The 9,677-nt window shown below is 61.5% G+C and carries 13 protein-coding genes and 1 pseudogene; 6 read left to right on the top strand and 8 right to left on the bottom strand.

Annotation, left to right across the window (positions count from 1 at the left end):
* Positions 1 to 12 precede the first annotated feature (12 nt).
* Both ACIPSK_RS11885 and ACIPSK_RS11880 read right to left on the bottom strand, forming a co-directional pair.
* Positions 13 to 425, bottom strand: a pseudogene (locus tag ACIPSK_RS11885) (hypothetical protein).
* On the bottom strand, positions 422 to 643 hold the full coding sequence (locus tag ACIPSK_RS11880) for a hypothetical protein (protein WP_162117384.1): 222 nt from the start codon (positions 641 to 643) through the stop codon (positions 422 to 424). Before ACIPSK_RS11880 ends, ACIPSK_RS11885 begins: the two are co-directional and overlap by 4 nt.
* On the opposite strand from ACIPSK_RS11880, the gene ACIPSK_RS11875 reads away from it, so the two are divergent.
* Positions 642 to 1,025 carry a VOC family protein gene (locus tag ACIPSK_RS11875; RefSeq protein WP_162117383.1) on the top strand — a complete coding sequence of 128 codons (384 nt, stop codon included), beginning with the start codon at positions 642 to 644 and terminating at the stop codon, positions 1,023 to 1,025. The two genes, ACIPSK_RS11880 and ACIPSK_RS11875, sit on opposite strands and share 2 nt — an antisense overlap.
* Before the next feature lie 41 nt (positions 1,026 to 1,066).
* Here the strand turns inward: ACIPSK_RS11875 and ACIPSK_RS11870 are convergent, their stop codons facing one another.
* Complete coding sequence (locus ACIPSK_RS11870; RefSeq protein WP_162117382.1) at positions 1,067 to 1,897, bottom strand: class I SAM-dependent methyltransferase; 831 nt, start codon at positions 1,895 to 1,897, stop codon at positions 1,067 to 1,069.
* Positions 1,898 to 2,029: 132 nt separating this feature from the next.
* On the opposite strand from ACIPSK_RS11870, the gene ACIPSK_RS11865 reads away from it, so the two are divergent.
* Positions 2,030 to 2,620 (top strand): TetR/AcrR family transcriptional regulator, encoded by a 591-nt coding sequence (locus tag ACIPSK_RS11865; protein WP_162117381.1) that lies wholly within the window; start codon positions 2,030 to 2,032, stop codon positions 2,618 to 2,620.
* Between the two features lie 89 nt (positions 2,621 to 2,709).
* Here the strand turns inward: ACIPSK_RS11865 and ACIPSK_RS11860 are convergent, their stop codons facing one another.
* Both ACIPSK_RS11860 and ACIPSK_RS11855 read right to left on the bottom strand, forming a co-directional pair.
* Positions 2,710 to 2,883, bottom strand: coding sequence for a hypothetical protein (locus ACIPSK_RS11860; RefSeq protein WP_003540843.1), 174 nt, complete (start codon positions 2,881 to 2,883; stop codon positions 2,710 to 2,712).
* A 198-nt stretch (positions 2,884 to 3,081) separates the two neighbouring features.
* Positions 3,082 to 3,450: a hypothetical protein gene (locus ACIPSK_RS11855; protein ID WP_162117380.1), complete on the bottom strand. Its 369-nt coding sequence runs from the start codon at positions 3,448 to 3,450 to the stop codon at positions 3,082 to 3,084.
* 123 nt (positions 3,451 to 3,573) lie between these two features.
* Between ACIPSK_RS11855 and ACIPSK_RS11850 the strand changes: the two genes are divergently transcribed.
* Positions 3,574 to 4,008 carry a MarR family winged helix-turn-helix transcriptional regulator gene (locus tag ACIPSK_RS11850; RefSeq protein ID WP_162117379.1) on the top strand — a complete coding sequence of 145 codons (435 nt, stop codon included), beginning with the start codon at positions 3,574 to 3,576 and terminating at the stop codon, positions 4,006 to 4,008.
* 107 nt (positions 4,009 to 4,115) lie between these two features.
* On the opposite strand, the gene ACIPSK_RS11845 is transcribed toward ACIPSK_RS11850, so the two are convergent.
* Positions 4,116 to 4,547, bottom strand: a complete 432-nt coding sequence (locus ACIPSK_RS11845; protein ID WP_162117378.1) for a nuclear transport factor 2 family protein — start codon at positions 4,545 to 4,547, stop codon at positions 4,116 to 4,118.
* A gap of 395 nt (positions 4,548 to 4,942) precedes the next feature.
* On the opposite strand from ACIPSK_RS11845, the gene ACIPSK_RS11840 reads away from it, so the two are divergent.
* Positions 4,943 to 5,779 (top strand): class I SAM-dependent methyltransferase, encoded by an 837-nt coding sequence (locus ACIPSK_RS11840; protein ID WP_162117377.1) that lies wholly within the window; start codon positions 4,943 to 4,945, stop codon positions 5,777 to 5,779.
* Here ACIPSK_RS11840 and ACIPSK_RS11835 read toward each other — a convergent pair.
* Positions 5,776 to 6,669 carry a hypothetical protein gene (locus ACIPSK_RS11835; RefSeq protein WP_162117376.1) on the bottom strand — a complete coding sequence of 298 codons (894 nt, stop codon included), beginning with the start codon at positions 6,667 to 6,669 and terminating at the stop codon, positions 5,776 to 5,778. The two genes, ACIPSK_RS11840 and ACIPSK_RS11835, sit on opposite strands and share 4 nt — an antisense overlap.
* A 62-nt stretch (positions 6,670 to 6,731) precedes the next feature.
* On the opposite strand from ACIPSK_RS11835, the gene ACIPSK_RS11830 reads away from it, so the two are divergent.
* The gene (locus ACIPSK_RS11830; protein ID WP_446532929.1) at positions 6,732 to 7,607 is read left to right on the top strand and encodes a bifunctional helix-turn-helix transcriptional regulator/GNAT family N-acetyltransferase; all 876 of its coding nucleotides are present in this window, start codon (positions 6,732 to 6,734) and stop codon (positions 7,605 to 7,607) included.
* Positions 7,608 to 7,888: 281 nt separating this feature from the next.
* Here the strand turns inward: ACIPSK_RS11830 and ACIPSK_RS11825 are convergent, their stop codons facing one another.
* Complete coding sequence (locus tag ACIPSK_RS11825) at positions 7,889 to 8,920, bottom strand: aldo/keto reductase (protein WP_162117375.1); 1,032 nt, start codon at positions 8,918 to 8,920, stop codon at positions 7,889 to 7,891.
* A gap of 138 nt (positions 8,921 to 9,058) precedes the next feature.
* On the opposite strand from ACIPSK_RS11825, the gene ACIPSK_RS11820 reads away from it, so the two are divergent.
* Positions 9,059 to 9,676: a TetR/AcrR family transcriptional regulator gene (locus ACIPSK_RS11820; protein ID WP_162117374.1), complete on the top strand. Its 618-nt coding sequence runs from the start codon at positions 9,059 to 9,061 to the stop codon at positions 9,674 to 9,676.
* The last annotated feature ends 1 nt before the right edge of the window (position 9,677 follow it).

Below are 9,677 nucleotides of genomic sequence, written 5' to 3'. Positions count from 1 at the left end.
TCCTCGAGCTGCCTACCATGTGCCTGACAAAGCCGTGCAGGCGAGCAACACCCCGCTCAGGATATTCGCCAGGAACAGGCGATAGTTCACCTCCGGGCGGGCAAGATCGATCCGCCAGGTCTGCCAGGCAAGATGGACGGCGATCACCAGCATTCCGATCGTATAAGGCGGCGACATTTCCAACAGCCAGCCTCCGAGCGACCACGCGCCGACCGCCGAGAGAGAAGATCGCCAATGCGTGAGTCCGGGAGACCGTGCGATGCCTGGATCAGGGCGGCGCAGCACGGGAAGAGCGTCAGCCCTATTCCGACCGGGCGATCCAGCCGCGCCAATCGCGCATATGGCCGCCATGCGATGGGCAGCCGGCGATCCACCCAGTCGCCACGGTGGATGTCGCTGAAATCGGGGCGGCTCAGAGTCGTCATGATGTGATCCAAATTTCCTCTCGCAAATAGCCATGAAGCCTCAGGTTTTTGTCGCCAGCGGCGCTGCCCAGAATAGGAATTTTTGCAGACACGGCAATAACCGTCCGTTGCGATTGGTCGCTGACCTTCTGCGGAAAATGCGGCCAACTGTTCTTGTTGCGTTCGCATGCTTGCGGTATGAATTCTTCCGATCTTGGAGCAGCAAAAGGGAAGATCATGAGCGTCTACGCAACCGTCGGTGCACTCGATTCTGTCAAATCGAATGGTTTTTATGATGCGACCCTGGCAACGATCGGTTGGAGCAAACATCGGGAATTTCCCGGATGGAGCGCCTATTCCGAAGGCGGGAAGGGTGACGGTTTCGTTCTATGGGTTTGCGAACCGTTCAACGGCGAACCGGCGAGCGCCGGAAATGGCTCGATGGTCGCATTCATGGCCAAGTCCCGCGCCGAGGTGGATGCGTTTTACGATGCTGCCATGACGAACGGCGGAACGGACGAGGGCGCACCTGGTTTACGTCCGCACTACGGGCCGAACTGGTATTCCGCCTACGTGCGCGACCCCACCGGAAACAAGATTGCTGTCGTCTACGATAGCTGAGGCCAGCTCGATTGCCGCAACTCGACGTCTCGGGGATTTCCCTATGTGCCGGCGAATATGACGTGGGGACCGGCGCCGCGATCCGGCGTATCCCGGGGCAGGCCGAAGAAGCGTCTTGCCATTTCGGTCGGGCCGATATCCTCCAGGGACGTGAAGCTCAGGCTCAGCAATCGGTTCGCAAGATCCTCGGGATCGAAGTGCGTCAGCCACGGCTCGCCGGCTGCGGCTGTGCGCGCGCCCATTTCCGCGGCGCGGGCGCGGCGTTCGGGCGAATAGTTTTCGAGGGGTTCGCTGTAGTCGAAGACGATGGATGTGCTCGGCAGGCCGGCGACGAAGCGTAGCAAGGCAAAGACCGACGCCTCCGTGAGATATGGCACGACGCCAAGCCAGATGAAGAAGGACGGGGTCTCCGGCTCGAAGCCGGAATCGACGAGACGCGTTTTCAAATCCTCATGTTCGAAATCGACAGGAACGAATGTCGGCAGGCTTTGCGTCAGTCCGGTCTCGCTGAGCCGCATCTGCTTCCAGCTTTGCGTGGCGGGATGATCGACTTCGAAGACTTTCAGGCCGGCATGGGGATTGCGCAGTGCAAAGGTGTCGAGCCCGGCGCCGAGGATGACGGCTTGCCTGACGCCCCTTGCGACGGAGAGGCCAAGGCAGTCTTCGGCATATCGGCTTCGCGCCGCCATGAACAGGCGAAAGGATCGCGTGGCGGGGTCCTGGGCTTTCAAATCTGCCTCGGCGCAGCCCGCCTCGCCGAGGATGCGGCGGGCATAGGGGTCCAAGAAGATGGCGCCGCCATCCGCGCTCTGATGTGCTGCTCGGTAGGCTGCCGCACCCATCGCGGTGCGGCTTGGTTCGGATGCTCGCATGAAGGCCTCTTTCTCTGTAAATCTGCTGCTGGCGCCGGCGGGAAGCTTGCCGGCACCCGAACCGCGGCGGATACCTTGTCATTACGGGAAGACTAGAGCATGATTTTAACACTGTAAAGATTAGATCGAGATATGGCCACACACGACGGATCGCCCCGCTATCATCACGGCAATTTGCGCCCCACACTGCTGTCCGTGGCGAGGGCGCTGCTGGAGGAGCGAGGCCCGGCGGCGCTGAGCATGCGGGAGATCGGCCGCCGCGCCGGCGTCTCGGCTCCGGCGGCATACCATTATTTCAACAGCTTGGACGCCATCGCGGCGGCACTCGCCGAACAAGGGTTTGCCGAGCTGAGCGAAGGCATCGATGCGGCGCTAGCCGGTCCTCGGCGTCATCTGCTCGCCGGCGGCATCGCCTATGTCGCCTTTGCTCGCGCCAATCCCGGTCTCTACCGGCTGATGTTCGGAGAGGGCTTTCAGGCCTATTCCAAAGGAAACGAGGCGATACGCGCCCTGCGGATCCAGGTCTATCGGCAGATGAAGGACGACCTCGAAAAGCGGCTGACGCCAGAGGAGGTGCCGAACGCCGCGCTCTTTCTCTGGTCGCTGACGCATGGCCTTGCCTTGCTGATGATCGACGGTCAGGTCGAACTCGGTGCCGACCCCGACGCGAAGGTCGAGGATATCCTGAAGCTCGTGGGCATGGGGCTGCCTGCCGCGAGATAACACGCGCCGGCTTTATCCATCTCGCATAGGCGATCCAGCCAGGATCACTTGGATCCTATTGTGGACGGCGATGCCGGGACGTTCAATTCCTACCAGGCGGTACGGGCGGTGCCGAGTGCGGTCGTATGAGAAGATGAGACCTGGGCAACGTGCGCCTTGAGCGACACGACGCAGTTTCCCGGAACGCTGAGATTGTGCGACGTCAAGTGTTTCAGCAATGTCTCGGCGTCGCGCTTCTCGGTTAGCGGAAATGTCACAGTCATGCGAGTTCTCCAACGAATAAACTGAGCATCCGCACAAATTAATGTCTAAATTCTTTTGCGCTGCAACAAGAAAAATTTAACGATAAAATTAAAATCGATTAGCTTTCGGAGCGGCTATTTTAAAATCGTTTGAAATTGGATCCGGGGCGTCTCCGTGGATGCCTTGACCGCTTCGGCCCGCGTAGCGGGGCATGATCCCTATCCGAGAGAAGAGGCGCTCCGGCTCCTTGCCAGCCAGACGAGGCCAGTGACGAGGAGCAGGATCATCACGGCATGGGTGATGTAATCGAGCGTGGTTTGCGGGCCGACGCCGACGGCGATGGTGAAGGCGCCGATGAGAGTGCCGAGGAGGGCGAAGGACTGGGCCGAGATCGCAGCCGTTCGGCTCCACGATCGGTCAAGGCCCAGCGAGATCAGGCCGAGAAGGAGGGCAGCTGCTATCAGCGCTTCGGCAATCATCGCCTGCCGGTGTTCGTGGCCTTCGAGGACGAACCCGGCATGGGTGAGCGAGGCAATGGCATAAAGACAGGTTTCGATTAGGAAGAGGATCGCGACGGCTGAACGCATGGCATGGCTCCTTGGCAAGGTGGACGCCCAATGGGCCTTCCGGGGGAAATCGCCAATAAGGTTTGATCGATACGATAATTTGAGTAATAAAACTATTTTTCAAGTGTGTTGCGAGGATATTTGATGCCTTCTGCCTCCGACCGCCATGCCAAAGCCGCCGCCTCGGCGTGGCGGATGATGTTCGATCTCTTGATGAAATCGGCGCCACAGCGGCTGGAAAGCCTTCAGGCGAGGGGGCTGACGCCAAACGATTCCAGGGCTCTGTTCACCTTGCACGACGAGGGGGAGCCGATCAGCGCGCTCGCCCGTCAATGGGGATGCGACGCCTCGACTGCGACGTGGCTGGTCGATCGGCTGGAGCGAGCGGGCCTTGCCGAACGCGTGACGCCGGAACACGACCGCCGCGTCAAGCTGGTACAACTGACCGGCAAGGGCGCAGCCACCAAGGATGAGCTTTTGGCGGAGCATTATCGCCCGCCGGTGGAACTCCGGCACCTTTCGGCCGGAGAGCTCGAAGAACTGGCCAGGCTGCTTGCCAAGACCGAAGGCGGGCACTGACGGGCGAGGGATCGTATCGTCGTCGCGGAGGCTAGATCATTCCTAGTTTCTCCGTGGCACGGAGGTGGTCTAACTTTTTGTTTTTGCGCGATTGCGGACGCGCTGTGTCAGACGATTCCGTATTCTTTCAAGAGCGCTTGCTCGTCGCCAGAAACCCAACCAAATATCTTCGGCTCTCCATTCAGCTTTTGAACGAGATAATGGACATCGAAATCTATCGAGATATCCGGCGCATCCCGTCGAGCGTAGATCCCCGTCCAGGCAACGTGAGCCACGCAATGGCACTCATCGATCGGGGAGAGCCTGAGATCGCGTATCCGCATCTCTTTCGTTCCTGTCGCTCGGTACCGCTCATAGCCCTGCTCCATGAGCCGTCCGAGTTGATCGTCGTTTTTTCCGGCCATGACCCCGGCGGGCGAGGCTGCGATGAACGCGGAAGCGTAGAACGACGCGCTCGCATCCAAGTCCACATCACCATTCAGCGCGCGATTGAAGAACCGCTGATATCGCGCGAACAGGTTCCTGACCGCAGTCTCCATCGATCACCCTCACTTTCAATGGGGCATCCCGGGTAGCAGTATGCTTGTGCGTCTTGCAATTGCCAATGCCAGCCAAGAGTTCAAAGAGACTAAAGCGCGCCGCGCTTTAGTCTCTCTGTGATGCATATCGCGATCCCAAAACCGCCGCACACTTTGGGCGAGATGCATTAGCCGGCATAGGCTGTCAGGGATGTCGATCCGAAGAGCGGCCTGACCTTCGACTCTGCTAGCTTCGCCTCGAATCCGCAGTACAGGGAGAAGGCGTGGTTTTGGGGCGCACGATGCTGGTCGCCGCCGCGCGCGATCCGCCAACGCAAGGTGAAGGCATTTCGCGATTGGCTCCTTGCCGAAATCAGTCATTCTTGAGATCTAGGGTGCCACAGCGCCTCGGCCGAATGGAGTCCACGATGAAAAGGATAAAGCTTGACCAGCTGTTTGGCCGCGAAGCGTTTGGCGATGATCCTGCCAATTATCACCGCGCGCGACCGGCTTATCCGCAAGCGACCTGGACGGCCCTGCGCGAGCGCGCCGGTCTCAGGGCCGGCATCGATATATTGGAGATCGGCGCCGGTTCGGGGCTGGCGACGATGGCGCTGCTCGGTCACCGGCCGCGCAGCCTCGTTGCCGTCGAGCCCGATGGCCGGCTTGCGGATTACCTTCGCGTCTCGATCGACAATCCCTGTCTCGATATCGTGGAGGCTGCCTTCGAGGCCGTTGATCTCAAGCCGGCCTCCTTCGATCTGGTCGCTGCCGCGACGATGTTTCACTGGCTTGACGCGACAGCTTCGCTAGAGAAGATCCATGGTCTGCTTCGGCCGGGCGGAGCCGTCGCCCTGTGGTGGAACGTCTTCGGCGATGCGGGCCGGCCGGATGCCTTCCACGACGAAACGGTGCATCTGTTCGCGAGTCATCCGTCGAGCCTGTCGAGCGGCGATGCGGAGCGATTGCCTCACGGGCTGGACGCTAACGCGCGTGTCGGGGAACTGGCCGCCACCGGCTTCATTGCCGACGAGCCGCAATTTCTCTCGTGGACGCTGACGCTCGATCCGGCAGCCGTCCGCCGGCTCTACGCAACCTATTCCAACGTGACCATACTGCCGCCGTCCGACCGCTTCGCGCTGCTCGATGCCCTGGAAGCCATTGCCGCATCCCGTTTTCGCGGACGCGTCGAACGCAACATGACGACGGCGATCTATATCGCACGGCGACGCTCCTTAGAGGCAGACCATTAGTCGACCTGGATGTGAATATGGTCGTCGTGGCGGGCGGCGCGGCAGCCTTGAAAGCGGATATGGCTGTCGGTGATGCCGAGCGCGTTCTTCAGATGCGGCTCGATGAAGATCTTCTGCAGGCCGAAGCGCGTCACACCTTCGCTCGTCAGCCAGCCGATTGCCGCCGATGTGCGCTGTTCCTCGATCCGATAGGCCGGAAACAGAGGCTGCAGCGCATCGAAGTTCCAGCGGGTGGTGAGCCAGTCATTGCGCCCTTCGCATGGCAGTTCGTCGCCGCGGGCGGGTTGCTCAAAGGCGAAATAGCCGACGGGGGAGCGGGTGGCGCCATTCAGGAAGGCACCGTCCACATCCTTGTAATAGTAGGCGAAGTCGAGCTTCTTCCCATCCGCATGCGACAGATGAGGGAGCAGCGGAAAGCCGTTCACGAAGGGGAAATTCGCATCCAGCGCGACGGTGACGGTTCCGGGGAATTCCCTGTCCATGTGGACGGCAAGCGCCTTTGCCAGATCGTGCACTTCTGGGGTGACGTAGTTGCGGTTTAGCAGGCAATAGATCGGGGAGCGGACCACGAGACGGTCCGTCGCGCCGGCGATGCAGGAAAGGGGAACTCGCCCGAAGATCGGCGCGGCGAAGCTCGCCGCAAAAGTGGCGCTGGCATAACAAAGCAGGAAGATCGCAAGCTTTGCCAGAAGCCGCCGCAAGCCCCAGGCGTGGGAGGCGGCCAGCGCCACGACATAGGCAATGCCGCCGATCTGCGTCAGCAGCGTCAGGATGAGGGCGATCAGGAGGTGAAGGGTAAAACGGAACACGGGAAGGCCTTGCGGACGTTGTCGTTCCCATAGGCGAGGCGATGGTGGCGCGCAAGGCGGATGGCGGGGTGCGCGGCTCATTTGCGCGTCCTCTGGAGTGCTTTGAATTGACAGGATCAATTATCTGACTAAAGTCAGACAATATGACCTACGATCCTGTCTCTCGTGTCCGACTCTTCAACCGTGCCGTCACCTCCGAAGTCGGCGCTCTCGATACGTCTTTCCTCGGACGCGGCCGTCCGCTGGGCGCTGCCCGTGTCCTCAATTCGATCGGCCGGGGACAAACGGATGTTGCGGTGATCCGCGATTCTCTCGGTCTCGACTCCGGCTTGATGAGCCGTCTGCTGCGCAGTCTGGAAGAGGAAGGTCTCATCGAGACGCTACCGAACCCTCAGGACGCGCGCCGCCGCGTTGCCCGATTGACCGAAACCGGCCATTGCGAGTTTCAGGCCTATGAAGAGCTTTCCGATGCGCAGGCGAAATCGTTTCTGGCGCGCCATCGCCGCCCGGACGAACTGCTGCGCGCCATGGATATCGTCGCTTCTTCGCTGAGGCGTGAGCAGATCGTGCTCGAGGAGAAAGACCCACGGCACGAGGACGCCAGCTATTGTCTGCGCGAATACTACGGCGAACTTGCACGCCGCTTCGAGAAGGGTTTCGATGTATCGCTTTCTCGCGATCCCGACGCCAAAGATATGGTCCGCCCGCGCGGTGCGTTCCTGGTGGCCATGTCGGATGGCCTGCCGATCGGCTGTGTCGGGCTGAAGGGCAATGGCGGCGAGGTCGCGGAGATCAAAAGGCTCTGGGTCGCCCCGTCTGCGCGTGGCCTTGGGCTCGCAACGCGCCTTATGACGGCCGCCGAGAACATCGCCCGCGAGCTATCCATCAAGCTTCTGCGCCTGGATACGAATAGCGCGCTGCCCGAGGCGACGCAGCTTTATCGCGGGACCGGCTGGCGTGAGATCGAGCGTTTCAATGACGACCCGTACCCGGACACGTTTTTTGAAAAGCGCCTTTAAGTGACGCTCGCTTTTGAGCTGCTCACCTCTCCTCCGTCATTCCTGTGCCCGTCACAGGAATCCAGCCACGGCGCGTCGGCGCCGTGAATGACTCTCAGAAGGAGTTGCTCTCCCGCGCCCAAAGACTTGGGCGCACTGGATTCCTGTGACAAACACAGGAACGAGGGAGGGCGAGGCGCCGCTGTCCGGCCCTTCGCATCGCTCAGGGCGTTCGTCCCTGCGATCGATTCACTGGATCGATCGCTCCTGCTTTTGCAGGACCGGGCCTCACCCCCTGCCGGTCAGGCGGCGAAGCGCTCCGCTATCGGGCGGCGGCGCAGGTTCGGCTGCATTACCGCAGGCGGATTATAGGCCGCCTCCAACGGGCCGGTGTCGGTGCCGGGCGGGACGATCGCGTCGATCCGGTCGAGGATTTCGTCCGTCAAGCTCACCCCGGCGCCGGCAAGCAGATCGTCGAAGTGCTCCATCGTGCGTGGGCCGATGATCGCCGAGGTAACAGCCGGATGGGCGATTGTGAAGGCCATCGCCATGTGCGCCAGCGAGAGCCCTGCCTGCTGGGCGAGCGGGATGAGCCGTTCGACCGCGTCCAGCCGGCGCTCGTCATTCATCTGCCTGGGGAAGCGTTTGGCGCGGGCGCTGTCGGGTTGCGGCTCGCCCTTGCGGTATTTGCCGGTGAGCATGCCCATCGCCAGCGGGCTCCAAACCATCGCGCCCATTCCGTAACGCTCGCAGGCGGGCAGAACCTCGCGTTCGATACTGCGATTGAGGATCGAATAGGGCGGCTGCTCGGCGCGGAAACGTGCCAGCCCGCGGCGCTCGGAAACCCATTGCGCCTCGATAATTTCCGATACGGGGAAGGTCGACGATCCCACGGCACGCACCTTGCCCGCCCGTATCAGGTCGGTGAGGGCCGATAGTGTTTCCTCGATGTCGGTATCGGGTGCCGGCCGGTGGATCAGGTAGAAATCGATATGGTCGGTCTGCAGGCGGCGGAGCGAATCCTCGACCGCCCGCGTCAACCAGCGGCGCGAATTGCCCTGCCGGTTTGGGTCGTCGCCCATCGGCAGATGCGCCTTGGTGGCAAGCACGACGTCGTCGCGCCGGCCCTTGAGTGCCTTGCCGACGATCTCCTCGGATTCGCCGCGGCTGTAGATATCGGCGGTGTCGATGAAGTTGATGCCGGCATCGAGAGCCTTGTGGATGATCCGGATCGAATCCTCGTGGTCGGGATTGCCGGCAGCGCCAAACATCATGGCGCCGAGGCAATAGGGGCTGACCTTGATGCCGGTTCTTCCAAGCGTGCGGTATTGCATGGTCTGTTCCTTCTATTGGGGAGGCGGACTTCGTGCGCATCGGTGTGGCCAACACCGTCGCGCTGTGTTAATTTGCATAAACGGAACCGTATTCCGTTTTTATACGGAACAATGTTCCGTTTTGCAAGCGAGTGAATAATGAGCGACGAGAGAAAAGAGCAGGAGGACCGCCTGAAGCCGGGGGAAAGGGCGGACAGGCGCGTGCGCGCCGATGCCAAGCGCAATCTCGACGGGCTGCTTCAGGCTGCATTGACCGTGTTTGCGACCTCCGGCGTCGATGCCCCGGTGCGTGAGATCGCGGAGAAGGCCGGTGTCGGAATCGGCACCGTTTACCGGCATTTTCCCGAGCGTTCCGACCTCGTCGTCGCCGTCTTCCGCCGCGAAATCGATGCCTGCGCTGACGCTGCGCCCGTCCTTGCCGCCGAACATGCGCCGGGCGAGGCGCTGGCCAGATGGATGCAGCGTTTCGTGGATTTCATCGCGGCCAAGCGCGGGCTTGCGGCGGCCCTGCATTCCGGCAACCCAGCCTTCGATGCGTTGCCCGCCTACTTCCAGCAGCGTCTGCAGCCCGCCCTTCGCTCGCTTCTCGACGCCGCCGCTGCCGCCGGCGAGGTCCGCACCGATATCGCCGCCGAGGATCTTTTGAATGCGGCCGCAAGCCTCAGCATGCATGCCTACGCGCAAGGGTCCGAACATGCCCGGCGTATGGTTTCCCTGCTGGTCGACGGGCTGCGCTACGGCGCTGTACAGCGATGAA

The sequence above is a fragment of the Rhizobium sp. LARHSG275 genome (assembly GCF_052871115.1).
The sequence above is the reverse complement of the archived record's forward strand: the minus strand, read 5'-3'. Positions and strand labels throughout refer to the sequence as shown.

Coding starts and splice junctions, on each gene's coding strand:
- ACIPSK_RS11860 (WP_003540843.1), bottom strand. CDS start 2,883: ATGACTGTGACATTTCCGCTAACCGAGAAGCGCGACGCCGAGACATTG.
- ACIPSK_RS11850 (WP_162117379.1), top strand. CDS start 3,574: ATGCCTTCTGCCTCCGACCGCCATGCCAAAGCCGCCGCCTCGGCGTGG.
- ACIPSK_RS11875 (WP_162117383.1), top strand. CDS start 642: ATGAGCGTCTACGCAACCGTCGGTGCACTCGATTCTGTCAAATCGAAT.
- ACIPSK_RS11825 (WP_162117375.1), bottom strand. CDS start 8,920: ATGCAATACCGCACGCTTGGAAGAACCGGCATCAAGGTCAGCCCCTAT.
- ACIPSK_RS11830 (WP_446532929.1), top strand. CDS start 6,732: ATGACCTACGATCCTGTCTCTCGTGTCCGACTCTTCAACCGTGCCGTC.
- ACIPSK_RS11865 (WP_162117381.1), top strand. CDS start 2,030: ATGGCCACACACGACGGATCGCCCCGCTATCATCACGGCAATTTGCGC.
- ACIPSK_RS11820 (WP_162117374.1), top strand. CDS start 9,059: ATGAGCGACGAGAGAAAAGAGCAGGAGGACCGCCTGAAGCCGGGGGAA.
- ACIPSK_RS11855 (WP_162117380.1), bottom strand. CDS start 3,450: ATGCGTTCAGCCGTCGCGATCCTCTTCCTAATCGAAACCTGTCTTTAT.
- ACIPSK_RS11880 (WP_162117384.1), bottom strand. CDS start 643: ATGATCTTCCCTTTTGCTGCTCCAAGATCGGAAGAATTCATACCGCAA.
- ACIPSK_RS11845 (WP_162117378.1), bottom strand. CDS start 4,547: ATGGAGACTGCGGTCAGGAACCTGTTCGCGCGATATCAGCGGTTCTTC.
- ACIPSK_RS11870 (WP_162117382.1), bottom strand. CDS start 1,897: ATGCGAGCATCCGAACCAAGCCGCACCGCGATGGGTGCGGCAGCCTAC.
- ACIPSK_RS11840 (WP_162117377.1), top strand. CDS start 4,943: ATGGAGTCCACGATGAAAAGGATAAAGCTTGACCAGCTGTTTGGCCGC.
- ACIPSK_RS11835 (WP_162117376.1), bottom strand. CDS start 6,669: ATGAGCCGCGCACCCCGCCATCCGCCTTGCGCGCCACCATCGCCTCGC.